This is a genomic window from Rhodoferax sp. GW821-FHT10B06 (genome assembly GCF_059415605.1).
Window position 1 is genome coordinate 163799 of the sequence record NZ_JBWKNO010000001.1, and the last position, 24373, is coordinate 188171.

Consider the following 24373-nt stretch of genomic DNA (forward strand, 5'->3'; position numbering starts at 1 on the left):
GGCATGTCTCCTGGGTTGGCAGCGTTGCTCGCTGGGGGAATCAGGCCGCTACGTTGGCAGCTCCATCACTATAGGCAGAAACCAGTTTCAGCAGATGCATGCGCTGTCCCATTTCCAGATAAGGCAGCAGCACATTGAGCACATGGTGGGCACCGCGCAATGGCGCCAGTTGCGCGCTTTCCGGCTCCATGGCGTGGCGCGGGTCCCGCACGTATTCAAAACTCAGCCAGTACGTCAGCACCACCACCATGCTGGTAGCGGTAGCTTCGGTCTCACGGGCATCGATCTGCAGGGCACCGGCCTGGGCCATGCTATCCAGCAAGGCCCGCAAGGCCCGGGTCTTGTTCTTCAACACCCACTGGAAATGGGTTTCCAGATGGCGGTTGTTGCTCAGCAAATCATTCAAGTCGCGGTACAGAAAACGGTATTCCCAGATCAGCTCGAACAGGCTGTGCATGAAGAACCAGGCGTCTTCCACATCGCGCACGCCGTCGCTGGCATTGAGCAATTCGGTCAACCCGCGCTCATAGCGGTCGAACAATGCATTGATCAGCTCCTCTTTGGCCGGGTAGTGGTAGTAGAGGTTGCCGGGGCTGATGGACAGCTCGGCGGAGATCAGCGTGGTGGAGACGTTCGGCTCTCCAAACCGGTTAAACAAATCCAGCGAAACCTCCAGAATGCGTTCTGCAGTACGGCGCGGCGCTTTTTTCGCCATGGATGTCTTCCCTGTGATGAATGCCCCACTCTACCCCAGGCCATGCGGCGATAAAACTAGGGATGGCGCTAGTAGGGTCATCGGTGCACAGACCACAAAAAAGGGTGCCGCAGCACCCTATTCAGTCTTGGAGCAGCAGGCCCCTGGCTTATTCCACAGAGCTGTCGTCGGCTGCGGTTTTACGCGAGGTCGCCCGCTTGGCAGCAGGCTTGCCACCCTCGACGCGGGCCGAAAGAGCCTCCACCGCCTGGGTCAAAACGTCCACCCGCTCCAGCAGCAAATCCACATCGCGGGCCGAGGGCACACCCAGCTTCTTCAAGGCCTTGGCAACCCGGTCTTCAAAGATGTTTTCCAGCTTGTCCCACTGGCCGGTGGCGCGCTCGGAAATACCTTGGGCCAGGTTGGTCATCTTGCTGGCGGCTTCGGTGATTTTTTCTTCGGCCATGACCTGGGACTTGCGCTGCATGCCCAGCCCCTCTTTGACCAAGGCTTCAAACACCTTGCCGCCCTCTTCCTGCGCCTTGGCGAATGCGCCCAAACCCGCCAGCCAGATCTGCTGGGCCGAATCCTTGACAGATGGATGGGCGGAAGAGCCGCCCTCCGGGGTGGTGCCGCTGTCGCCGGGCTGTTTCGTGGCCATGGAATATCCTCAAAAATAGAGATGAACGAACTCAAAAACGATGGCGTCACTGTACGCACGGCCACGCATAAGGTGTAGAGACGCGATCCTAAGCGGCTAGAGGCGCGGCTCTAGCCTCCGCCATAAAAACTGCAGGCTAGACCGCCTATGCCAACAGCTTGTCCATACGCCGGGCGACCTCGGACTCAATCTTGTCCTTGAAGGCACTCAGCAGAAAGCCCAGCTCCGCATCCAGCACAAAGCGGTCCTCGGTAATCTGCACCGTGCCGGTCACGCCCGGGCGCTGGAAACTGATCTCGTCGCTGGACTCGCCTTGCTGGTAGCTGCAGCTCATGCCCAGCCGGGTTTCGGCCTGCTCGATCCATTCGCCGACAAGTTTGCGGGCATTCAACAAGCCCAAAGTATGTTCACGCTGCATATGGATATCGCTCACCAAGATACTCCTGAAAAAAGGACTGAAAACATCCGTTCCAAACCGGATACAAGGCCGGATGATGCCAGTCTATTGCGCCCAAGAAGGGCACAATAGTGACACCTCTTTGAAAAGGTTTTCCATGCTGTACAAATTCAAATCCAAAGCCGACGGCGATCTCATCATGCACGAAGCGAATGGACGCCAGGTACTGGAAATCATCGGCAAGACGCCAGGTGCCCACGGCATCATCCTGGTCAGCGAGTTTGCGGCGGCCGAGGCCGCGCTGAACGCCGCCATCGCCAAAGACAACCAGGAACGCAAGGAAGCCACCGCCGAAGCCAAGGCCCATCTGGCCGACACGGTGTCTTTGCAACAACGTGCCATGCCCTTTATCGCCATGCTGCACCGCTGTGCCAAGGAAGACGCCGACGTGACCTGGTAGCTTCTAACGGCTGAGCCAAACTCAATCGGCGTACACGCCTGCAGCCTTGATGATGGGGCTCCATTTGGCGATCTCGGCGGCCACGAACCTCTTGTGCTCGGCCGGCTCCAGGCGCTTGTCCGTTACTACGACAGCTCCCTGGTCGGCCTGCTTACGGATGAAATCCGGGTCTTTCAGTGCAACCCTCAGCGCCGCATTCAGCCTGGCCAACACGGCTGCCGGCGTGCCCTTGGGGGCGTACAGGCCATGCCAGATGGTGACTTCAAAACCCTTCAGACCAAGCTCCTGCAAGGTCGGCAGATCCTTCAACAAAGGTGTGCTCAAACGCTTGGCCGTCGTCACCGCGAAAGCCTTGACCTTTTTTGCCTCTATCTGGTTGGTGGTGTTGGTGGTCTGGTCGCACATCAGGTCGATCTGGCCACCAATCAGGTCGGTGATCGCCGGTGCAGCCCCCTTATAGGGCACGGTGGTCATATCAGCCTGCAGCGCGCTCTGAAACAACAGACCGCACAGGTGCGAGGCCGAGCCCACGCCGGCATTGCCCAGGTTGATACGGCCCTTGTTCTGTTCAATCCAGGCGGCCAACTCTTTGTAATTGTTAGCAGGCATGCTGGGCTTGCTCACCAGTGTCATGGGCACCTCATCTACCAGGCCCAGGTATTCAAAATCTGTTTCCACCTTGAACGGCAGGTTGCGCACCAGGGTCGGCATGGTGGCCATGCCGATATGGTTCAGTAGCAAGGTATAGCCGTCTGGCGTAGCGCGTGCGGCCTTGGCCGAACCAATCGAGCTACCGGCGCCAGCGACGTTATCCACCACGATGCTGATGCTGCCCAGTGGCTTACGCAAGGCCTCGGCCAAATCACGCGCCACCCGATCGGTGGGGCCTCCGGCCGAAAACGGCACGATGATGCTAATGGTTTTGCTGGGAAAGCCGGCCGCCTGGGCCGACAGCGCCAAAGATGTGGCCGCCAGCACCGCCCCGCATTGCGTGAACGCAATCAATGACCTAAGGCTGCCGGCCCAGGGTCTGAAGGGCATCAGGCGTCCTCCTGTGGTTTGATCACCATGACCGGCACCTTGGCCGCATGCAAGACTTCATGCGATACCGATCCCAGCAAAGCGCTGCGCAGGCTGCCTTTGTCACGCGCGCCCATCACCACCATATCGCAGCCGTAGCGCTCCAAAATGTCGATCAGGGTATGCGCCGGATCGCCACTGGCCACCTCGCATTCAAATGGAATATGGGCCTCCCGCAGCAAAGCCTCACCCGCCTTGAGCGCATGGGCGCCGGCCTGGGCACTGGCCCGCTCAATCAGCAAAGGGTCGGCGGCCATGACCATCTCGTACAACTGCGCAGGCTCTTGCACATTGGCCAGCACCACGCTGGCCTGCAATCCTTGGTGCACCAGGCTGATCACCTGCCGCACAGCCTGCAAAGACACGTCGGAGCCATCCAGGGGCAACAAAATTTTCATGGCTTATCCTCTCGAACTTTGAAAAGTCCAGCATAGGCCCAAATCCGCCTTCAGCGCCACCCCGCAGCCAAAAGATTCCCGCATGCCCGCATTGATATTGATTCCCGGACTGGTCACAGACGCTGAAATATGGCGCGACCAGTTGGCCGCGCTGCCCCCGCACTGGCGTACCCTGGTGACCGATGTACATACCCGCCACGCCCGGATCGAAGCCATGGCCCAGGCGTTGCTGCAAGAACATAGCGGCCAACTACTGCTGTGCGGCGCCTCCATGGGCGGAATGGTGGCCATGGAGGCCGCGCGCCAGGCACCCGAACGCATCCTGGGGCTGGCCCTGCTGGGTACCAGCGCGCGACCGGAAACCGAGGCCCACCGGCGGCAGCGGGGAAACGCCATCCAGATGTTCAAAGACGGGCGGGTGGCAGAGTTCGTGCGCGCCAGCGGCACCATGGCCTTCTCCCGTGAACAAGCCGGCAACAAAGTGCTGGCGGCGCGCTACAAAGAGCTGGTCTTGCGCGCCGACACGACACAGTGGATACGGCAGAACCAGGCCCTGATGGAACGCCCCGACGCTCGCCTGCACATGCGCCAAGTCCGCTGCCCGACGCTGGTGCTGTGCGGAGCCGACGACCTGATGACGCCACCCGAACTGTCCCGCGAAATCGCCGCCCTGGTACCGGCCGCGGAGCTGCATCTACTTCCCCGGTGCGGCCATATGCTGACGCTGGAGCAACCTGCCACAGTAAACCGCCTGCTGCTGGACTGGCTGAACCGCCTGGTGATCACGCCAGCGCCGTTGACTCCACTTGGAACGTAGACACGGCTTCGGACAAGCGCCGCGCCTGGCTCTCCAGCGACATGGCAGCCGTGGCGGCCTCTTCCACCAAGGCTGAGTTCTGCTGCGTGACCTGGTCCATCTCGTGCACGGCCGTACTGATCTGGGCGATGCCGTCGCTCTGCTCGGTAGAGGCCACCGAAATCTCGTCAATGATGCTGGCCACCCGCTTCACGGCAGCCACGATCTCGCCCATGGTCCGCCCGGCGTCATCCACCAGAACCGTGCCGCCCTCGACACGGTGGGTGGAATCATCGATCAAGGCTTTGATCTCCTTGGCCGCCACCGCACTGCGTTGGGCCAGCCCACGCACCTCGGACGCCACCACCGCAAAGCCGCGCCCCTGTTCGCCCGCGCGCGCCGCCTCCACTGCGGCGTTCAGTGCCAGGATATTGGTCTGAAAGGCAATGCCGTCGATCACGCTAATGATGTCGGTGATCTTTTTGGAGCTGGCGCTGATGCCATGCATGTTCTCCACCATGCGGGCGAAGTTGGCGCTGCCGTATTCCGCCACCTGGGCTGCATTCATAGCCAGCGCGCGCGCCTCGACTGCATTGGCGGCGTTGTGCTGCACCGTGGCCGTCAGTTGCTCGACACTGGCAGCCGTCTGCTCCAGAGCCGCCGCCTGCTGCTCGGTGCGCTGCGACAAGTCGTTGTTGCCCGATGCAATCTCACGGCTACCCACGTCGATTTCATGGGTGCCCCTGCGAATCTCGGTCACGGTCTGTGCCAGGTTGTCCTTCATACGGGCAATCGCCCACAGCAGGCTGTGCTGGTCACCCGCACGCAATTCAACCTTGCCCACCAGATCCCCCTTGGCAATGCGCTCGGTTACCGTGGCGGCGTAGGCCGGCTCTCCGCCTAGCGACGACAAAATGCTGCGCGTCAAGCGCCAGGCCAGCAGAGCAATCACCCCCATGGTGATCACAAAAATGGCCAGCATCTGCCACGCGGAACGCCAAAAGGCGGCATTGATGTCGTCACTGTAGAAACCGGTGCCTATCCACCAGTTCCAGGCAGGAAACGCGACGACCCCGTTCAGCTTAGGCACCAGTTCATCGCTGCCGGGCCGTTTCACCAGCAGCGACACAAAACCCACGTGCTCGCGCTGCATAGCCTCGGCATAAGCTTCCCCGTCAGGGCGGCCATCCAAGGTCTTGGCCTGCGAGGACGGTATGGTACCCACGATCTTGGCATTGGGATGGGCATACAGCAGACCGCTGGGATCACGCACCCAGTAGTAGCTTTTGCCATCGTTGTTCAGAAAAGTCAGCGCTGACTTGGCCGCATCCTGTGCCTGATCGTGGCTGAGCTTGCCCGTCTGCTCCAGCTCCTGGTAGTGCTTGACCATGTTCTCGGCCATCAGCAGCATGTTCACGATCTGCGCCCTGCGGTCGCTCAGCATGGCGTCTTTCAGTGAGTACAGGGCGAACGCGCCCAATATTGCCAAGCCCAGCAAGGCGGAGGCAGCCAGGGTCATAAGGCGGCTGGATAGTTTCACTGCAATCTCCATTTGTAAGCAATGCAACATTTTAGGAATAAAGGCGCCCTGCAAGCCCACCTGAACTCTCGAAAAGCCGGTCTATCCGCCCGGTAAAACTTAAGACGCCGCTTGGCTGCGCACCTTCGCATCCAGCTGTTGCAGCACGAACGGCGAGACGAATTTATGCACCTCGCCGCCCAGCAAAGCAATCTCGCGCACAAAGGTGCTGGAGACGAACTGAAAGCCGTCGCTGGGGGTCAGGAACACGGTTTCCACGTCCGGCATCAGGGTACGGTTCATGCCGGCCAGCTGGAATTCGTAGTCAAAGTCGGTCACCGCGCGCAGGCCGCGCACCATGGCCTTGCCGCCACGCGCCACCACGAAGTCGCGCAGCAGGCCGGAAAAACTCTCCACCTGGACCTGGGGGTAGACCTTGACCGTTTCGCGCGCCATCTCCATGCGCTGTTCCAGGCTGAACAAGGTCTTCTTGTGATGGCCAGCCGCCACGGCCACGATGACGCTGCCAAACAGCTGGGTGGCGCGCCGCACCACATCCTCGTGACCCAGGGTCATGGGGTCGAAGGTGCCTGGGTAGACGGCAACGATAGGCGGATTCATGACGGCTCTCCGGCCGCCAGCAGCTGCAGCAAATGGGCGTGGACCGCGCCCGCCTTGAGGTAGCGGTGGGTGCGCAAGCCATGCGGTTGCAGCAACTCGTCGGTCCACTTGGCGGGGGCCTCCAGGTACACAAAGCCCTGGGCCTGTACTGCCCGCGCCGCTGCCGCCAGGGCACCGGCATACAAGTCGGACTCGAACGGCGGGTCCAGCAGCACCAGGTCCACGCTGGCCGGGGCCAGTTGGCGCAGAGCCGCCACGCCGTCGCCACGCTGGATCTGGGTGGCACTGGCCTGCAGCTTGATCTGGGTGGCCTTGAGCTGTACTACCAGCGCCGGGTCCTGCTCGTAGAAATGGACGCTGGCCGCACCGCGCGACGCGGCCTCGAAGCCCAGCGCGCCAGTGCCGGCAAACGCGTCCACGCAGCGCCAGCCCCCCAGGTCCTGGCCTAGCCAGTTGAACAGGGTCTCGCGCACCCGGTCCGGTGTGGGGCGCAGGCCGGGCTTGGATGCCACCGCCAGGCGGGTGCGTTTCCACTGGCCGCCGATGATGCGCACCTCGCCGGGCTTGCCGCCGACCGGGTGCGGGTCCGAGGGGCGGGGTTTGGTCTTCTTGGCCGGGGCTTTGGCCGGGCGCTGCAGGGTGCTCATGGGCTTTCTCCAACCACCACGGTGGCCATTTTTTCGGGTTGCAGTACGCGGGCGAACGCGGCCTTGATATCGGCTTGGGTCACACGTTCAATCTGTTCGGTCCAGTGGTCCAGATAGTCCAGCGGCAGATGGTTCCAGGCGATGTTAGCCACGTTGTCCAGCAATTTGCGGTTGCTGTCCAGGCGCAGGGCGAATCCGCCCTCCAGATTGTCCTTGGCGGCCTGCAGCTCGGCTGCGGTCGGGCCCTCGGCCACGAAGCGGGCCAGCACATCCTTGGCCACCTGCAGCGCCTGCACAGCCTGGTCAGGCCGGGTCTGCAGGCCGATGCTGAAGGCGCCGGCATGCCGTCCGGGCGCAAAAGCGCTGTAGACGCTATAGCTCAGGCCGCGCTTCTCCCGCACCTCGGTGGTCAGGCGCGAGCCAAAGCCCCCACCGCCCAGGATGTGGTTGCCCACCAGCAACGGGAAGAAGTCTGGGTCGGCGCGCGCATAGCCGGGCTGGCCCAGCAGCACCTGGGCCTGGGCCGCAGCAAAGGCGATGTGCTGCTCGCTGGCCTGGTGCAGGGGTGCCACCTCCGGTACGGCCGGTAGCTCGGCACAAGTCTGCGCCTGGGGCAGGCGCTGCAGCAGACGCGACACCAGTTGCTCCGCCTGAGCCCGGTCCACCGCCCCCACCAGGCTGACCGTGGCATAGCAGGGCAGGATGCTGCTAGCGTACAGCTTGCGCATATCGGCCACGCCAATACGGGCCAGGGTCTCGGGCGTCAGCTCGCGGCCATAGGGGTGGTCGCCGTACACGGCGGCGGCAAAAGCGCGGCCGGAAATCGTCGCCGGCCGGGTGTTCGCCTCTTTCAGCGAAGCCAGGATGCGCGGGCGCTCGCGTTCCCATAGCGCCTCCGGAAAGGCCGGCTCGGCCAGCTGGCGGGCGGCCAGGACCACGGCCTTGTCCAGCAGGTCCGGGTAGGTCAGGGTGCGCAACGAAAAGCCCATGCGGTCGGCGCTGGCGCTGCTGCTGAAGGATGCGCCCAGGTCGGCCCAGGCCTCACCCAGAGCGTTTTCATCCAGCGCAGGCCCGCCAGCACTGGCCCGTATGCCGCGCCCCGCCGTGGCGGCCGTCAGGCGGGCCAGACCGGCCTGGGCTGCGGGGTCACGGCGGCTGCCGGCGTCGAAATCGATCTGCACATCCAGCATGGGGATGCCTGGGCTGGGCACCAGGTAGACCTGGGTGCCGCCTTGCGTCCAGTGCTCTATGGGGATGGCGGCCTGCGCGGTTTGCAGACAAAAAAAGCCTCCAGCGCAGATAAATGCTGCGCCAGCAGCTATCTTTTTAATAGTTTTCATCAGCGCAGATCTCCGGTGGGCAGGGCACGGGACTTTTTACGGTTGGGGTCCAGCGGCTGGGGCCGCAGTGCCGCCACGGTCAGCAGGTCGTCGCCAAAATAGCGGGCGGCCACGGCCTGCACCTGGGCACCGGTGATGGCGCGCAGACGTTCGATCAAGTGCCGGTTGATGTCCAGCGGCAGACCCTGCACCCAGTGGCTGCCCAGCTCGCGCGCCTGGTTCATCACCGAGTCCAGCTTGTAGACCTCGCTGGACACCCATTGGGTCTTGACACGGTTCAGCTCGGCCTCGGTCACGCCCTGCTGCGCCACCAGGGCGACCTGGGCACGCAATGCGGCTTCGACCTGCTCGGCGGTGTGGCCACTGGCCGGTACGCCTTCCAGGATGAACAACTGCGGGCCACGCCCAACCAGCCCGCTATAGGCGCCAGCGCTGTCGGCCACCGGGCCGCCCGGCTGGCCGTGCTCCTGCGTCAGCGCGCGGTCCAGCCGGGCACCGCTATAGCCATCCAGCACGGCGGCCAGCACGGTCAGCGCCAGGGCGTCGTCGTTATCGTCGGCCAGGCTGGGCATCTTGTAAGCCAGGGTCACATAGGCTTGCTCGGCCGGAGCCTTGAAATCCATGCGCTTGATGCCGACCTGCAGCGGCTCCAGCCGGGGCTTGCGCGGCGGCACGGCACGCGCCGGGATGCTGCCGTAGTACTTGCTGGCCAGATGGCAGACTTGGGCCACATCCACGTCACCGGCTACCACCACGGCGGCATTCGCCGGGGTGTACCAGCGCTGGTAGAAGGCCCGGGCGTCGTCGGGCGTCATGGCGTCCAGGTCGCTCATCCAGCCCACCACCGGGCGGCGGTAGGGCGAGGCCATGAAGACGGTGGCATTCAAGGCCTCGTTCAGTAGCGCCCTTGGCGACTCCTCGGTGCGCATGCGGCGCTCTTCCTTCACCACCTCCAGCTCACGCTTGAATTCATCGTCCGACCACTGGTTGTGGGCAAAGCGGTCGGCCTCCAGCTGCATCACCGCTTCCAGTTTGGTGGCGGGGATCTGCTGGTAAAAGCCGGTGTGGTCCTTGGCGGTAAACGCGTTTTCACGCCCGCCCAGGGCCGCCACGCGGCGCGAAAACTCGCCCGGCGGCAGGCTGGGCGTGCCCTTGAACATCATGTGCTCCAGGATGTGGGCCACACCCGAAGTGCCGTCCACCTCGTCGATGGAGCCGGCACGCACCCATAGCATGTGCACGGCCGTGGGGGCGCGGTGGTCGGGTTGGACGATGACCGCCATGCCATTCGGCAGGTCGCACCGCGTGACCACGGGCGCTGCAGTTTGGGCGTGGGCCAGGGCACTCAGGCCGCAGCACAACAGGAGTAAAGGACGTTTCATAGAATGGCTGATTCTAAGAACGCACCAAATGTTCAGCTTTTTCAAGAAAAAACCTCCCGCCCCCGATACCGCCGCCCCCGTGGCGCCCCCTAGCCCGGCCGCCGAAGCCCCTGCGGCCAGCTGGCTACGCAACCCGTTTACCGCCAAACCCGCGCCCGTGGAAACACCGGCACCAGCCGCCGTCGCAGAGCCCGCCGCCCCCCGCGCAGGCTGGCTGGACAAGCTGAAGACAGGCCTGCGCAAGACCGGCTCCAGCATCACCACCGTCTTTACCGGCACGCAGATCGACGATGCGCTGTACGAGGAACTGGAAGACGCGCTGCTGATGGCCGACACCGGCGTCAAAGCCACCCAGCACCTGCTGGCGGACCTGAAGCAGCGCGTCAAGGCCGCCAAGGCCACCGAGCCACAGGCCGTGAAGGCCCTGCTGGTGGAATCCATCACCACCCTGCTGGCACCGCTGGAAAAAGCCCTGGTGATCGGCCAGCACACGCCCACCGTGGTCATGGTCACCGGCGTCAACGGTGCCGGAAAAACCACGTCGATTGGCAAGCTGACGCGCCATCTGTCTGCATCAGGCGCTAGTGTTTTGCTAGCGGCCGCAGACACCTTCCGCGCCGCCGCGCGCGAGCAGCTGGGCGTATGGGCCGACCGCAATACGGTGGAAATCATCAGCCAAGACGGTGGCGACCCAGCCGCCGTGGCCTTTGACTCGGTCAGTGCCGGCAAGGCGCGGGGTCGCGACGTGGTGCTGGTGGACACCGCCGGCCGCCTGCCAACCCAGCTGCATCTGATGGAAGAGCTGAAGAAAATCCGCCGCGTGGTGCAAAAGGCCGACCCCACCGCCCCGCACGAGGTGCTGCTGGTGATAGACGGCAACACCGGCCAGAACGCCGTCAGCCAGGTGAAGATTTTTGACGACGCCATCCAGCTCACCGGCCTGATCGTCACCAAGCTGGACGGCACGGCCAAGGGCGGCGTACTGGCCGCCATCGCCCAGGAGCGGCCGATTCCGGTGTATTTCATCGGCGTGGGCGAAAAGCTGGAAGACCTGGAAACCTTCAACGCGCGCGAATTCGCGCAGGCCCTGCTGAGCTAAACCCTCAAGGCACAGGCGGTCGGCTATCGCACTGGCCGGCGTACAGCAGCTCACCGCCCGGCGCCACCAGCCGGGCGCGACTGGCCTGGCGGTCCACGATCCACTGGGCGCCGCTGCCAAACACCACCTCTTTGTCGTCCACAAAGCCCGAGCTGAGCCACTGCCGGTTCACGGCCACGGCGTCCTCTTGCTCGCTGAAGCGCAGCTCCACACCGCGCCGCACCTGGGTGCTGCCGTCGGCCCGCAGATCGCAGTACAGGGTGCGCGTGTCGGGCGGCCCGCCCTGCTCCAGGAGTTGGCGTGCGATCTGCCGCGCCCGGCCCGGCTGGCTGGTACTACGACAGGCAAATTCGGCCACCAGCCAAGTGCCATCCAGCATGTGCACGGGCACAAACGCCAGCTGCGCCATGTCCAACGGCCCGCTGCGCCGCTGCAATGGCGGGATCTCGGTCTTCAGGGAGCCCGACGGCAGGGTCGATTCCAGCGTGGCAATGTGCAGCGGCCCCTGGCAGTCCACCACAAAGTCGGCGTTGCCGGCGACCGGACTGGGCTGGCGCAGATTGATCAGGAAATAGGTGCCGCTGACATGGCTGCGGTCCACGATCTGCAGCGACACCGCGTCTACACCGACCAGCACGTCGTCTATGCGCTGCACGATCTGCATGTCCTTGCTGGTGGCGGGCAGATTAGCTGCCGGCTGCGCCCAGGCCGGGCCCAGATTGGCGCAAAAAGACAACAGAAGAAGGATGCGGAGATAAGGCACCGGGCGATTTTGCCCGTCTTGCAGGCGTCTTTTGGCCTAGCTCTTTAGAATCGACCCCCTTCTGACGCCGCAAACCCGCGGTTTACCCGTATGGACTCCCATGACTTCTCCCGTTAATGCCTCGTTTAATGCCCTGTTGCAACGCATTGAAATTGAAAGCGCACCCCAGCCCACCGCCGCAGTGATCTGGATGCACGGCCTGGGTGCCAGCGGGGACGACTTTGCGGCCATCGTGCCCGAGCTGGACCTGCGCGGCTGCGCGCCCATACGCTTCGTGTTTCCGCACGCCCCGGTCATGCCGGTGAGCATCAACAATGGTTACGTGATGCCCGCCTGGTACGACATCAAGAATGTGGACCTGGTGCGCCAGGAAGACGCGGCCGGCATCCACGCCTCGGCCCGCGCCATCGAGGCCCTGATCGCCCACGAGGTCGCCCGTGGCATTGCTGCCAAGCACATCGTGCTGGCGGGCTTCTCCCAGGGCTGCGCCATGGCCTTGCACACCGGGCTGCGCCATCCGGCGCGACTGGCGGGCATCATGGCCTTGTCGGGCTACCTGCCGCTGGCCGACACCCTGGCTACCGAGCGCCACCCAGCCAACTTCAACACCCCCATCTACATGGCCCACGGCACGGCCGACCCGGTGGTGCCCCTGGCCCGCGCCGAAGGCTCGCGCCAGGCGCTGACCGCGCTAGGCCATCCAGTGCAATGGCATACCTACCCGATGCCGCACAGCGTGCACCCCCAGGAGGTGGCGGACATCAGCCGCTTTCTGCAGTCTGTTCTACCGTCTGTTCAGGGAGCGGCACAGGGATGATGCTGGGAATCGACTTTGGTACCTCCAACACCGTAGCGGCCCTGGTGCGCGCCGACGGCAGCCTGGAAACCATCCCGCTGGACGCGGGTAAGCCCACGCTGCCCACAGCGCTGTTCTTCTCCTACGAAGACCAGCACACCAGCTATGGCAGCGCCGCCATGCAGGCCTATCTGGCGGGTACCGAGGGGCGGCTGATGCGCTCCATCAAAAGCCTGCTGGGCAGCCGGCTGATGGAAGAGAAAACCGTGGTCAACGGCCAGCTCATCAGCTACACCGAGATCCTGGTACTGTTCTTCAAGGAACTAAAAAAGCGCTCCGAAGCCCACCTGGGCCACGCCGTGCAGCACGCCATGCTGGGCCGCCCGGTGCATTTTGTGGACGACGACGCCCAGCGCGACGCCCTGGCCCAGGCCACGCTGGAGCAGGCCGCACGTGCGGCGGGCTTTGAAGACGTGCAGTTCCAGCTGGAGCCCATCGCCGCGGCATTCGACTTTGAGCGCCGCGTCAGCACCGAAACCACGGTGCTGGTGGTGGACATTGGCGGCGGCACCTCGGACTTCACCGTGGTGCGCGTCGGCCCAGGCCGCCAGCTGCATGCCGACCGTGCCAACGACATCCTGGCCACCACCGGCGTGCACATCGGCGGCACCGACTTCGACCAGTTGCTGAATCTGCGCCACGCCATGCCCCTGCTGGGCCTGGGCCATACCGGACCCAGCGGGCGCGAAGTGCCGTCCGGCATCTTTTTTGACCTGTCCACCTGGCACCTGATCCACCAGTCGTATTCACGCAAAAGCCTGGCCCAGGCCACCGACCTGCGCGACGACTACACGGACCGCGCGCTATACCAGCGGCTCGTGCATGTGCTGCAGGAACGCGTGGGCCACCACATCCTGGCCAATGTGGAAGCCAGCAAGATTGCCTGCTCGCTGTCCGGGGCGGAGGCGACCATGGACCTGGATTGCATAGAGCGTGGTTTGACGGCCTTGCTTACCCCCGAAGGCCTGGCCCAGGCGCTGCAGGCCCAGCTGGCACGCGTGGTGCAAACGGCCCAAGCCTGCGTGGATATGGCCGGCCTGGCCCAGCCCGACGTGGTCTATCTCACGGGTGGCTCATCCGCCCTGGCACCGCTGCAGCAGGCCATGCAGGCCTTGTTCCCCCACTCTCGCTTGGTGGCGGGCGACCGATTCTCCAGCGTTGCGGCAGGCTTGGCCTATGCCGGCTCGGTGGCGCGGGAGAACAAAAAAGAAATGGCGCTGGCCTGAGGTGCTATCAAATAAATAGCCGCTAGCGCAGGTAGCTCCTGCGCTAGCGGCTATTTTTATGGCCAACTCTTATTTACTGGCAGCAGGTGCGGGAGGCGTGCCCATGGCGCCCGCGGCGTTCAGACGCTTGACGATGGTGGCATCCAGTGCGCGCAGCTTGGTTTCTATCTGGGGCTTGCTGTCGGCAGAAATCTTTTCGAACACCGCCTTCTGCAGGTCGGGGCCCAGTTGAGAGAACTTGCGCAACACCGGCGAGTCAATCACGGCAATCAGTTGGCGCAGCTCGTCTTCACTGAAGCGTGCATCCAGCAGCGGGCCAATGGCGCTGGGTGCGAGCTTGGTCAGGCGGTCACGCAGCATGGGGCGTACATCGTCCACATATTTCTTCACATCACCTTGCACGTCCTTGGCCAGGGCTTCGCGCTTTTCAGGCGGTGCCTTGAACTGGATCACCGACATGGCGTTCTGCATCAAACGCAAGGCATCCCCTTCGGCCAATTGGCGCGACATCTGGTCCAGCGTAGGTTGCTGCAGCTGTAGCACCTTGTTGATCAACTCTTGCTTGGCAGGGCTAATTTCCGCCTGCGCCAAAGCAGCTGCAGCAAGCAAAGTTACCGCGAGGATGGTTTTTTTCATGGTCGGTTCTCAGTTGGAAAAATAGGGGATGGGTCGAAGCGACCTGCCAAACATTATCGCGCCCTACACAGGCAAGGTGAAACGCAGGGTACAGCCGCCATCCAGCGCGCCTTCAGCCTGGATGCTGCCGCCGTGGCGCAATACGATCTGGCGCGCCAGGGCCAGGCCCACGCCAGCGCCCTCGAACTCCGACGTGGTGTGCAGCCGCTGGAACAGGTCAAACATGGAGCCGCTGGCCGCAGGATTGAAACCCACGCCGTTGTCGCGCACCCAAAACACCACCCCGCCGACTTGCGGCTCCCAGCCCAGCGCAATCTGTGCCTGGGCCCGCGGCCGGGTGAACTTCAGTGCGTTCGACAAAAGCTGCTGCCACAACTGGCGTATGAGTGCGGGGTCGCCATGCACCTCGGGCCAGTTGTCAGGCAGTTGCCATTCCACCTGGCGGCCCGCCGCCGCTGGTGCCAGCGCATTCTGGGCTTCAGCCACTAGCGCGGCCAAGGGCAACACAACCGGCTGCAAAGCCACGCGCGAGAGGCGGGACAGTTCTAGCACGGCGTCCAGCATGCGGGCCATGTTGCGTGCCGCCTGCTCCAGCGTATCCAGGCATTGCGCGGGGTCTTCGCCCTCGGCCAGCATCTCGCGCACCAGCGGCGCATAGGCGGTGATATGGCGCAGCGGTGCCCGCAGGTCGTGCGACACGGTGTAGGCAAAACGCTCCAGCTCGGCCTGCAGCGCGGCGTTGTGCGCTTCGCTGCGCTGCAGGCGGGCCTGCAGATCGGCGATGGTGGCTTCGGCTCCGCTCAAGGTTTGGCCTTTTTCGGACGACTCCAGTTGGCAATCGCCACCTGGCGCGCACGCGCCACGCTGAGCGCACCAGGCGCGGCGTCCTTGGTCAACGTGGAGCCGCCGCCCACCGTACCGCCCGCACCGATGGTGATGGGCGCCACCAGCACGCAGTTGCTGCCCACATGCACGTCGTCGCCGATCACTGTGCGGTGCTTGTTGGCGCCGTCGTAGTTGGCGGTGATGCTGCCGGCGCCGTAGTTGACGCGCTCGCCCACTGTGGCGTCGCCCAGGTAGGCCAGATGGTTGGCCTTGGCACCGTTGGCCAGGGTGGAGTTCTTCACCTCCACAAAGTTGCCGATATGCACCTCGGCACCCAGCTGGGCACCCGGACGCAAACGGGCGAACGGGCCGATCAAGGAACCCGGCCCCACCGAAACGCCCAGCTTTTCGCCATCGATGTGGGTAAATGGGTGGATCACCGCGCCGGCGGCGATCTGCGCGTTGGCGATCACGCAGTTGGCGCCTATGCGTACACCGTCGCCCAGGCTGACCTGGCCTTCAAACACGCAATTCACGTCAATCGACACGTCCTGCCCGCACTGTAGGCTGCCGCGCACATCCAGCCGCGCAGGGTCGGCCAGGCGCACGCCTTGCTCCATGAGTGATAGCGCCTGCTGCCGCTGGTAAGCGCGCTCCAGTTCGGCCAGCTGCACGGGGCTGTTGACGCCTGCGACCTGCAGCTCGTCGTTGATCTTGTGGGCCACCACCGGCACGCCATCGGCCACGGCCATCTTGACGATGTCGGTCAGGTAGTACTCGGACTGGGCGTTGCGGTTGTCCAAACGGCCCAGCCAGGTGCGCAGATGCTTTGCGGGCACCGCCATGATGCCGCTGTAGATCTCGCGGATGGCGCGCTGTTCGTCCGTGGCGTCCTTGTGCTCGACGATGGCCTGCACCGCATCTCCGTTGCGCACAATGCGGCCATAGCCGCTGGGGTCGGGCTGCTCCAGCGTCAGCAGGGCCAGCTTGCTCCCAGCGCCCACGGCGATCAGCTGGCGCAGGGTGTCGGCCTGAGTCAGGGGCACGTCGCCCGACAGAATCACCACCACGCCGTCATCGGCCAGCTGGGGCAGTGCCTGCTGCACCGCGTGGCCCGTGCCCAGCTGCGGCTCCTGGCGTGCAAAATTTATAGGGAAAGTATCGCCAACGCTTGTGTATCCTGCGCTGGCCGCTTCAACTTCTGTAGCGCCATGACCGGTAATGACCACCACATTGCGGGGCTGCAGATTGCTGGCGGTGTGGACAACATGGGCCAGCAACGCACGCCCGGCCAAAGAGTGCAACACTTTGGGCAGCTTGCTTTTCATGCGGGTGCCTTTGCCCGCGGCCATGATGACTACGTCGATTTCTGCCATGTCTTACTTCTTCAAAGGTAAATGGATTGGGATTATCAGCCTGTTGTTGGCCAGCTTTCTGCTGTCCGCCTGCACCAGCCTGAAGCTGGCCTACAACCAGGGCGAACACCTGGGCGTCTGGTGGCTGAACGGCTATGTGGATCTGGACAAGGCCCAGGCGCAGCAAGTGCGCGAAGACTTGCGTGCACTGCAGCACATCCAGCGACAGCAGCAACTGCCCATCTACGCCGACTGGCTGCAACAACTCCAGAACCAAGCCGCACAAGACACCACGCCCGAGCAGGTCTGCGCGACAGGCCAGCAGCTGCGCAGCTTTGTAGAAGCTCTGGTATTCAGCACCGAGGGCCCGGCAACCACACTGGCCCAAAGCCTGAGCCCGGCGCAGCTCCAACATTTGGAGCATAAGTTTGCCGACAAAAACACCGACTACCGCAAGGAATGGCTGGCACTGGAGCCGGCCGAGCTGCGGGCCAAGCGCCTCGATACCGTACTGGAACGCGCCGAAACCATCTATGGACGCATAGATGCAGCACAGAAAGCATTGCTGCGCCAGCAATCGGAGCAGTCGTTGTTCGACCCGCAGCGCACGCACGCCGAGCGCCTGCGCCGCCAGACTGATATGCTGCAAACACTGCGCCAATCGGCCCGCACCCCTGATGCACGTAGCGCCATCCATGACCTGATGGCACGCAGCCTGCATCCGAACACCCCCTCGGACCGCACGTACACAGAAGCTTTGCGCCAGCAAGACTGCCAGAACATCGCCGCCTTGCACAACAGCACCACGCCCGCCCAGCGCTCCGCCGCCGTCCGCTGGCTGGCCGGCTACGCAAAACTACTCAGAGAGTTGGCAGCCCAAAGCTGAATGCATGCACCAAGTTTTGGTGCATGCATCACAAAATTTGGCGGGCAAAGTACCCACCTAAAAACAAGCCGATTGCCTATCCTTCTACCCAATCCTGTTGTGCGCTGCAACACGCTACACCAACCTGCATTTCGCGGGAACAACAGGTTTGAGGGATAACGCCATGCTGCACACCGATTTTTCTGATTCCGTCACCGACACTCTCAGCTATGTAGATGAGCCCCTGTCCAGCGCAGCGGCCTCGTCACCCGACGCACTGGTATTGATGCAATGCGTACTGGAACAAATGGACTATGGCCTGGCGCTGGTCCACATGGTGACGCGGCAAATCCGCTTTTCCAACCGGCTTGCCTATAGCAGCCTGCAAGGCGCCGGTAGTGCACGCAGCGGCCTGTGCATTACCGATGGTCGCTTGACTACCTTGCTCAACTCCGACGAAGCCCAACTGGAACACGCCCTGCTGCGTGCCCAATCCGGCGTACGCGCGCTGATCAGCCTGGGTGGCGAAGACTGCACGACCAGCGTAGCAGTGGTCCCGCTGACTGCGCCCGGTGCAGGCCCGTTTGCCTTGCTGGTATTTGCCAAGCAACAGCTGTGCGACAGCTCCACCATCGCACTGTTTGCACGCGAGCGCGGGCTCACCAGCGCCGAAAGCAATGTGCTGGCCTCGGTTTGCAGCGGCATGCGCCCCACGCAAATCGCCGAACGCCATGGTGTGCAGATATCTACCGTTCGCAGCCAATTGCGTAGCATTCGGGTAAAAACCCGCTGCGATACCATCCGGCAACTGGTGGAAACCGTATCCATCCTGCCGCCTATGGCGCGCCACATGACAGCATTGCAGCATTAACTCCAGAAAATTTTGATACACTTTGATACACAAGTGTGTATCCGAATGTGACTCTGACCATAGCTATGGCATAGACTGGCGCGTACGCAGTACGCAGCCGTCTATCCATGAAACCCGCAATTGATACCCTGACTGAGACTTTCTGCAACGACAACTCCATGCCGGAGTTGGTGCGGGAGTTGGTGCCTCTGGGCGAAGTCCGGCGCTATCGAAAAGGGACCATCCTGATCCATGAGGCCGACACCGGCGACACCTTGTTTGTCGTGGTGGATGGGCGGGTCAAAGTCTTTTGTACCGACGACAACGACAAGGAAATCACGTTTGACGTGATAGGCCCAGGCGACTACTTCGGTGAAATGGCCCTGGATGGTGGCGCCCGGTCGGCCAGCGTGGTGACCATGGAGGCCACTGCCTGCGCACTGCTGACGCGAAAAACCTTGTTGAGCTTCATTGCTACACGCCCCGAATTCGCACTGGACCTGCTATCCAAGGTGATACGCAGAGCCCGCATGGCCACCAATAGTGCGCGCAATCTGGCTTTTGTGGACGTATATGGGCGCCTGGTGCAATGCCTGCAGGGCCTGGCGACACCACAAGTAGACGGGACCCTGCTGATTGCCGAACGCATCACGCACCAGGAAATTGCCAGCCGGGCCGGCTGCAGCCGAGAAATGGTGAGCCGCATCCTGAAAGACCTGGAAACCGGTGGCTATGTGCGGGTAGACAAGCGCCAGATCACGCTTTTGCAAGCCCTACCAGCACGGTGGTGAACCATGTGCTGCGCCCCTCTGCTGCTGGCACAAGGCGCATCACATGGCGCAGCATCAATCCAAGGCGCGTTTGAGACGAATTTCCTCGATTTTGATGTCGCCCATGGGTACGGTCTTGGCGGTATTGAGTTCCCGCTTGAAGCCCGCCAAGTCAAAAAAGCGCAAAGCTCGTTCGTTACGCAACGGAATCCAGATGGTGACGGTGGTGCACCCCTCGTCCACCAAGGCTTCACGGGCCGCATCCCACAAAGCCAGGCCCACACCCTTGCCCCAGTGGCTGGGAGCAACATAGATGGACCAGACTTCACCCACGGTGTTCTTGGTGCCCTTGTCGCGCGAACGGTCAAAGCCTACAAAACCCACGATGGTCTCACCGTCCAGGGCCACTTGCACCTGCGGATCTCCGTATTCGATGGCCTCACGCCACAGATTCAAGCGCTTGGCACTGGGCATGGTGTTGAGATGCTCATCAGGCACCAGACCCCGGTAGGCGGCGGCCGTCGCAATAACGTGGAGATTGGCGATGTCCTGGGCTTCGCGCAAAACTGCGGGACGCACATCGAAAATGTATGAACTGGTCATGGGAAGAGAACGAAAAGAAAGAAATGGGCCTATAGCCCAGAGAGCGAAAACATTTCGGGGGACAGGGATTGTCGCCGCAAAAGCCTGCCAAGCAGGCTTTTGACGGAAAGCTACGACTAAACTTGGTCACACCATGCAGCAAGATACCGTTTGTTTCAATGCCCTATTGCTACCCGCAGAAAGTGGTTTCGATGCACCGCCAGATCTGCCCCTGCTGGTCGCGGCCGAACATGCTGGCTTGCTGATGGCAAATTCCTGCCGCAATGGCACCTGCAGAACCTGCATCTGCCACTTGGCCAGCGGCGGCGTCCAGTACCGCATCGCTTGGCCTGGCCTGAGTGCGGAAGAAAAGCGTGATGGCTACATCCTGCCTTGCGTGGCCTACCCCACCTCCGACGTTACTCTGGTACTGCCAGAGCGGGCCGGATATATCTCCTGATACCCCCGGCAGGAATACCCGTGCAAGTACCAGACGCTGCCCCCACCCTTACCCTGACGGTTGTGGTGGACGGTACACAACTGTCCATGGCGCTGTCAGATGCACAAGCCATGGGGCATATCGCCAGTTGTTCCATCAGCGATGAGCAGATACAAGCCTTGCGGGCACCAATAGCCCATCCATTCACACGGGGAGCATTGCTATTTGAACAACTCTTCCCGACAAAAATCCGCAACGTCTTGCAACACAGTGCATCACGGGCCATCTATCTGCAACTAGATGAAAGCCTATTAGCCATTCCATGGGAAATGGCTTTTGATGGCAGCCAGTTTTTAGGTGAAAAATTCCAGATTACCCGCCGCGTGCTGTCAGGCGCCCCCCCCAAACGCCCAGGCCGCGCAGCGCCACGCAGGGAGTCTCTGCGCGTCCTGCTGCTACGAAAGCCACACTGCTCGCCAGCACAAGAGGCGTACTGCGCAACGCTGGCCGAAAGCATTCTCTTTATCGAGGGCCTGGAAGCCACCCTGGTGCACACCCAAACCGTTGAACCCACCAGCTTGCTCAAGCTCGTGCACGACAGCGACGTGGTGCACAGCATAGGCACTGACGACCACCTTCACGCAATACCCGACCACCAGGACACCAGCAACGCCGCGCAACTTTGGATATCCGACCATGCCAGCAGTCACATTGGCATGCTGCGGTATGGTGCCAACGTACTCATACACCAGGATGTAGACGACGCACCGCTGCATATCGACGGCATGCGGGCGTTCTACCAGGCCTTGGCCCAGGGCAGTACGCTTGGGGCCGCCGTGCAGCATGCACGGCATAACCGTCACCACCAGCAGACGTCCACAGAAGCCCTTCCGTGGACCTGTGCGCTGTACGGCGATGCTGCATTGGTTCTACACCCCTCCATGGAACGCGCAGGCCTGGACGACAACCTGCGCCAGGTTACGGCCGTGTCCTGCGATCTGGTGGGCTCTACCCACCTGCTGGACACCTGGGGGGCCGAACGTTACAGCGAAGTGCTGGACACCTACCACACGGTGTGCGCTGGCGTGGTGTCGCGCTGGGGCGGCATTTCGGACACCCCCCAAGGCGATGACGGCATCATGTGCTACTTTGGCGTGCCTTTGGCCTACGAAGATTCGGTGGCACGCGCACTACGCGCCGGGCTGGAAATCATCCAAACCGTCACCCAGTTGGGAGTACAGGTACGACTTGGCGTAGTGACCGGCAATGTGGTGGTGCGGTCCGGTCAACCTTTTGGCGTTTCCTTGCACCTGGCCGCACGGCTTCAGTCCATCGCCCAACCCAACACCATGGTTGCCAGCGATTCCACGCGGCAAATCGTCAAAGAAAAATTCATCTTCGAGCGGCTCACAAGCCTGCCGCCGCTCAAAGGATTCGCCCCCGCCACCGCGGCCTACCGCGTGGTCAGCGAAGTACCCAATGGCAGCCAGCTTGCGCAGGAGTCCGCGCCTCGGCGCACCCCATTTGTAGGCCGTAATGCCGAAATCGGCGCGCTGGAACAGCACTGGAATGAAGTCTGCACCCAAGGTGTGCGCGCAGTGCTGGTGTCAGGCGAGGCAGGTATCGGCAAATCACGTCTGGCCAGTGAGTTCCGTCGTTCCCTGCAGGCCCGCAAACTGGCGGTGCTGGAATGCCGCTGCACGCCGGACCATGTGCACAGCACATTCCATCCCTTGATCGATTTTCTGCGCCGCCAGTTGCGCATCGTGGATGAAGAGTCACCCGACAGCAAGCTCCACAAGATCCAGGCACAGCTGCCCGAAGACCTGTTACAGACCGATGCCCAGGCGCTGGTCGCAGCCCTGCTGTCGATTCCGATGGACGGCAGACTGGCAGCCCTGTCCTATACCAAAGAAAAGCAACGCGAACGCACGCTGGACGTGCTGGTGGCCTGGCTGCTGCATGCCACACAGCGTGGCCCGGTTTGCCTGCTGATGGAAGACCTGCAATGGGTTGACCCTTCGACACGTGAATTTCTGCATCGCGCCATGGCCGAGGCGAAGCAGCGCCCCCTGATGGTACTGCTCACCCTGCGCACCGAGCAGTCCCCGGTACAGGACACCGGCTTTGCGGTGCACGAGGTCCCACTGAAGGGCTTGTCGCCCGAATCCACCCGGGCCATGATTCTGGGCGCCTGCGGCCCCTCCGCCGTGCCGGGCGAAATGGTGCAGCTCTTGGCGGCCAAGGCCGATGGTGTCCCCCTGTTCATCGAAGAATCGGCCCGCATGGTAATGGACCTGGGGGTGCAAGCCCACAGCCACGATGCGGCCATGGCGGCGCGCTTCACCGTGCCAGCCACCATCCATGACCTGCTGATGGCGCGGCTGGACCGCCTGGCCACCGCCAAACAAGTTGCGCAGGTGGGTGCCACCATAGGACGCGAGTTCTCCCTGCCGCTGCTGCAGGCCATCGTGGCACACGAAACCTCACCCATCGGGCTGCATGATCTGCCCGCACGCCTTGCAGCGCTGGTGCGCTCCGGGTTGGTGATTGAAACCACCGACGCTGCGGGCACCCACTATTACTTCAAGCATGCGCTGGTGCGCGATGCGGCCTATGAATCCCTCTGGGAGCGCGACCGCAAACGCCTTCACCGCACCATCGCCAACGTTGTACGCGAGCAATTCCAGGACCTGGCGCAAAGCCAGCCCGAGTTGTTGGCCCACCACTTCGCGCAGTCAGGCAACGATGCACAGGCACTGGAATACTGGGAACGGGCCGCCCGCAGAGCCGCCACCCGCTCCGCCCATCTGGAAGCCATCAACCACCTGCGCAGCGGTCTGGCCGTTTTACTGCGGCTGCCGCCGGTATCCGAGCGTGACCGCGCCGAACTGCGGCTGCAGCTGCTACTAGCCGGCCAGCTCATCGCCACCCACGGCTACGGCGCCGACCAGGTAGGGCACGCCTATGAGCGTGCGGCTGAACTTTGCCAGCGCGTAGGCGACGAAACCGCGCAAATGAAAACCCTGCTCGGGCTGGAGGGCTACCACTTCATGCGCGCCGACTTTGACCGCGCGCATGAGATCGCCCAACAGGCTGCCAATCTGATCGGCGAGGCTGCCGACCCCATGCGCAAAATCCAGGTGCAATGGGCGGCAGGCAACATCTTGTTCCACAAGGGTGATTTTGTGGCCTCCCTCGCGCACCTGGACGCCTGCCTCACCGACTACCGACAGCTGCAGCACCACCCCAGCGTGGTACAAGACCCCGGCATCATGAGCCTGTGCTATTCCGCCTGGGCCGTGTGGGAACTCGGCCTGGCCGACCAGGCCCTGGAGCGGGCAAGGCAGGCTGTGGCCCTGGCCGAACAACTCGGCCACAAATTCAGCATGGGCGAAGCATTTGCTTTTTGTGCGTCCATACACCTGTTCCGGGGCGAGATCACCGAAGCCATGCACTGCGCCAAGCAGGCCAAAAGCATCTGCCAGGAAGGCGGATTTGCCGTCTGGCTCGCGTATTCCACCCTACTGCATGGACGCCTGCTGGCCGAGCTGGGCGAACCCGAGGCTGGCGTGGCAGAAATGCAGCAGGCCTACCGCATGTGGGTCTCCACCGGCGCCGTCGTCACCCGTCCGCTGTACCTTGCGATGCAGGCCGAAGGCTTGGCACTGGCTGGCAAACCCGATGAAGGCCTGGCCCTGCTGTACCAGGCGTTCGAGATCGTCTGCCAGTACCAGGAGCATTACCACGAGGCCGAAATCCGCCGGCTCACGGGCGAGTTGCTGCTGCAATCTGCCGCCTTGCACGGACAAGACCGACAACAGGAAGCTGAACAATGGCTGCAAGGCGCGCTGGACTTTGCCCGTAATCGCCAACATCGGGCCGCAGCCCTGCGCTGTGCCACCAGCCTGTCGCAACTACAGGTAGCACAAGGCCGCTCATCAGAGGCAAAAATCGTACTCAAAAGTGAGTATGACGCCGTATCGGAAGGTTTCTACACTCGCGACGTGCAGGTTGCCGGGGCTTTACTGGAGCCTCTGTTGCCAGCCGAATACGACCCCCTCGCCACCGCCTGAAGCTCGCAGTTGGTGAATGGGCAACCAGTCACCCAC

Annotated in this window: 25 protein-coding genes; 10 read left to right on the plus strand and 15 right to left on the minus strand. The window is 62.8% G+C overall.

What is annotated here, in order from left to right; all coding sequences use genetic code 11:
* Positions 1 to 40 precede the first annotated feature (40 nt).
* The 3 genes from AC07O2_RS00770 to AC07O2_RS00780 form a co-directional block, all read right to left on the minus strand.
* Complete coding sequence (locus tag AC07O2_RS00770) at positions 41 to 715, minus strand: TetR/AcrR family transcriptional regulator (RefSeq protein ID WP_495073831.1); 675 nt, start codon at positions 713 to 715, stop codon at positions 41 to 43.
* A 148-nt stretch (positions 716 to 863) separates the two neighbouring features.
* Entirely contained in the window at positions 864 to 1355 is a 492-nt protein-coding gene (locus AC07O2_RS00775) for a phasin family protein (protein WP_495073832.1), read from the minus strand.
* 145 nt (positions 1356 to 1500) lie between these two features.
* On the minus strand, positions 1501 to 1788 hold the full coding sequence (locus AC07O2_RS00780; protein WP_495073833.1) for a polyhydroxyalkanoic acid system family protein: 288 nt from the start codon (positions 1786 to 1788) through the stop codon (positions 1501 to 1503).
* A 121-nt stretch (positions 1789 to 1909) separates the two neighbouring features.
* On the opposite strand from AC07O2_RS00780, the gene AC07O2_RS00785 reads away from it, so the two are divergent.
* Positions 1910 to 2212: a DUF1840 domain-containing protein gene (locus AC07O2_RS00785; protein WP_495073834.1), complete on the plus strand. Its 303-nt coding sequence runs from the start codon at positions 1910 to 1912 to the stop codon at positions 2210 to 2212.
* Positions 2213 to 2233: 21 nt separating this feature from the next.
* Here AC07O2_RS00785 and AC07O2_RS00790 read toward each other — a convergent pair whose 3' ends face one another.
* Together AC07O2_RS00790 and AC07O2_RS00795 are read right to left on the minus strand one after the other, a co-directional pair.
* Positions 2234 to 3253: a tripartite tricarboxylate transporter substrate-binding protein gene (locus tag AC07O2_RS00790; RefSeq protein WP_495073835.1), complete on the minus strand. Its 1020-nt coding sequence runs from the start codon at positions 3251 to 3253 to the stop codon at positions 2234 to 2236.
* Positions 3253 to 3690: a universal stress protein gene (locus tag AC07O2_RS00795; RefSeq protein WP_495073836.1), complete on the minus strand. Its 438-nt coding sequence runs from the start codon at positions 3688 to 3690 to the stop codon at positions 3253 to 3255. Before AC07O2_RS00795 ends, AC07O2_RS00790 begins: the two co-directional genes overlap by 1 nt.
* 82 nt (positions 3691 to 3772) lie before the next feature.
* Here AC07O2_RS00795 and AC07O2_RS00800 point away from each other — a divergent pair, with 82 nt between their 5' ends.
* Positions 3773 to 4507, plus strand: coding sequence for an alpha/beta fold hydrolase (locus AC07O2_RS00800; protein ID WP_495073837.1), 735 nt, complete (start codon positions 3773 to 3775; stop codon positions 4505 to 4507).
* Here the strand turns inward: AC07O2_RS00800 and AC07O2_RS00805 are convergent.
* The 5 genes from AC07O2_RS00805 to AC07O2_RS00825 form a co-directional block, all read right to left on the minus strand.
* Positions 4473 to 6026, minus strand: coding sequence for a methyl-accepting chemotaxis protein (locus AC07O2_RS00805; protein WP_495073838.1), 1554 nt, complete (start codon positions 6024 to 6026; stop codon positions 4473 to 4475). The two genes, AC07O2_RS00800 and AC07O2_RS00805, sit on opposite strands and share 35 nt — an antisense overlap.
* A gap of 99 nt (positions 6027 to 6125) precedes the next feature.
* Complete coding sequence (coaD, locus tag AC07O2_RS00810; RefSeq protein ID WP_495073839.1) at positions 6126 to 6626, minus strand: pantetheine-phosphate adenylyltransferase; 501 nt, start codon at positions 6624 to 6626, stop codon at positions 6126 to 6128.
* Positions 6623 to 7273 carry a 16S rRNA (guanine(966)-N(2))-methyltransferase RsmD gene (gene rsmD, locus AC07O2_RS00815; RefSeq protein ID WP_495073840.1) on the minus strand — a complete coding sequence of 217 codons (651 nt, stop codon included), beginning with the start codon at positions 7271 to 7273 and terminating at the stop codon, positions 6623 to 6625. Before rsmD ends, coaD begins: the two co-directional genes overlap by 4 nt.
* On the minus strand, positions 7270 to 8613 hold the full coding sequence (locus tag AC07O2_RS00820; protein ID WP_495073841.1) for a M16 family metallopeptidase: 1344 nt from the start codon (positions 8611 to 8613) through the stop codon (positions 7270 to 7272). Before AC07O2_RS00820 ends, rsmD begins: the two co-directional genes overlap by 4 nt.
* Positions 8613 to 9995: a M16 family metallopeptidase gene (locus tag AC07O2_RS00825; RefSeq protein WP_495073842.1), complete on the minus strand. Its 1383-nt coding sequence runs from the start codon at positions 9993 to 9995 to the stop codon at positions 8613 to 8615. Before AC07O2_RS00825 ends, AC07O2_RS00820 begins: the two co-directional genes overlap by 1 nt.
* Before the next feature lie 28 nt (positions 9996 to 10023).
* Here AC07O2_RS00825 and ftsY point away from each other — a divergent pair, with 28 nt between their 5' ends.
* On the plus strand, positions 10024 to 11094 hold the full coding sequence (gene ftsY / locus AC07O2_RS00830) for a signal recognition particle-docking protein FtsY (protein WP_495073843.1): 1071 nt from the start codon (positions 10024 to 10026) through the stop codon (positions 11092 to 11094).
* Between the two features lie 4 nt (positions 11095 to 11098).
* Here the strand turns inward: ftsY and AC07O2_RS00835 are convergent, their stop codons facing one another.
* The gene (locus AC07O2_RS00835) at positions 11099 to 11857 is read right to left on the minus strand and encodes a hypothetical protein (RefSeq protein ID WP_495073844.1); all 759 of its coding nucleotides are present in this window, start codon (positions 11855 to 11857) and stop codon (positions 11099 to 11101) included.
* Between the two features lie 100 nt (positions 11858 to 11957).
* On the opposite strand from AC07O2_RS00835, the gene AC07O2_RS00840 reads away from it, so the two are divergent.
* A complete protein-coding gene (locus tag AC07O2_RS00840) occupies positions 11958 to 12674 on the plus strand; it encodes an alpha/beta hydrolase (RefSeq protein WP_495073845.1) in 717 nt (238 codons plus the stop codon).
* On the plus strand, positions 12671 to 13939 hold the full coding sequence (locus AC07O2_RS00845; RefSeq protein ID WP_495073846.1) for an Hsp70 family protein: 1269 nt from the start codon (positions 12671 to 12673) through the stop codon (positions 13937 to 13939). Before AC07O2_RS00840 ends, AC07O2_RS00845 begins: the two co-directional genes overlap by 4 nt.
* A 69-nt stretch (positions 13940 to 14008) precedes the next feature.
* Here the strand turns inward: AC07O2_RS00845 and AC07O2_RS00850 are convergent, their stop codons facing one another.
* The 3 genes from AC07O2_RS00850 to glmU form a co-directional block, all read right to left on the minus strand.
* Positions 14009 to 14575, minus strand: a complete 567-nt coding sequence (locus AC07O2_RS00850) for a DUF2059 domain-containing protein (protein WP_495073847.1) — start codon at positions 14573 to 14575, stop codon at positions 14009 to 14011.
* Between the two features lie 63 nt (positions 14576 to 14638).
* A complete protein-coding gene (locus AC07O2_RS00855; RefSeq protein WP_495073848.1) occupies positions 14639 to 15379 on the minus strand; it encodes a sensor histidine kinase in 741 nt (246 codons plus the stop codon).
* The gene (gene glmU, locus AC07O2_RS00860) at positions 15376 to 16776 is read right to left on the minus strand and encodes a bifunctional UDP-N-acetylglucosamine diphosphorylase/glucosamine-1-phosphate N-acetyltransferase GlmU (protein ID WP_495073849.1); all 1401 of its coding nucleotides are present in this window, start codon (positions 16774 to 16776) and stop codon (positions 15376 to 15378) included. Before glmU ends, AC07O2_RS00855 begins: the two co-directional genes overlap by 4 nt.
* Here glmU and AC07O2_RS00865 point away from each other — a divergent pair.
* The 3 genes from AC07O2_RS00865 (at position 16775) to AC07O2_RS00875 (ending at position 19261) form a co-directional block, all read left to right on the plus strand.
* Complete coding sequence (locus AC07O2_RS00865; RefSeq protein WP_495073850.1) at positions 16775 to 17641, plus strand: DUF6279 family lipoprotein; 867 nt, start codon at positions 16775 to 16777, stop codon at positions 17639 to 17641. The two genes, glmU and AC07O2_RS00865, sit on opposite strands and share 2 nt — an antisense overlap.
* Positions 17642 to 17804: 163 nt before the next feature.
* Positions 17805 to 18491 (plus strand): helix-turn-helix transcriptional regulator, encoded by a 687-nt coding sequence (locus tag AC07O2_RS00870; RefSeq protein WP_495073851.1) that lies wholly within the window; start codon positions 17805 to 17807, stop codon positions 18489 to 18491.
* A gap of 107 nt (positions 18492 to 18598) precedes the next feature.
* Complete coding sequence (locus tag AC07O2_RS00875) at positions 18599 to 19261, plus strand: Crp/Fnr family transcriptional regulator (protein WP_495073852.1); 663 nt, start codon at positions 18599 to 18601, stop codon at positions 19259 to 19261.
* A 54-nt stretch (positions 19262 to 19315) separates the two neighbouring features.
* Here the strand turns inward: AC07O2_RS00875 and AC07O2_RS00880 are convergent, their stop codons facing one another.
* Positions 19316 to 19843 (minus strand): GNAT family N-acetyltransferase, encoded by a 528-nt coding sequence (locus AC07O2_RS00880; protein WP_495073853.1) that lies wholly within the window; start codon positions 19841 to 19843, stop codon positions 19316 to 19318.
* 133 nt (positions 19844 to 19976) lie between these two features.
* On the opposite strand from AC07O2_RS00880, the gene AC07O2_RS00885 reads away from it, so the two are divergent.
* Both AC07O2_RS00885 and AC07O2_RS00890 read left to right on the plus strand, forming a co-directional pair.
* The gene (locus AC07O2_RS00885; RefSeq protein WP_495073854.1) at positions 19977 to 20282 is read left to right on the plus strand and encodes a 2Fe-2S iron-sulfur cluster-binding protein; all 306 of its coding nucleotides are present in this window, start codon (positions 19977 to 19979) and stop codon (positions 20280 to 20282) included.
* Positions 20283 to 20302: 20 nt separating this feature from the next.
* On the plus strand, positions 20303 to 24337 hold the full coding sequence (locus AC07O2_RS00890; RefSeq protein ID WP_495073855.1) for an ATP-binding protein: 4035 nt from the start codon (positions 20303 to 20305) through the stop codon (positions 24335 to 24337).
* The last annotated feature ends 36 nt before the right edge of the window (positions 24338 to 24373 follow it).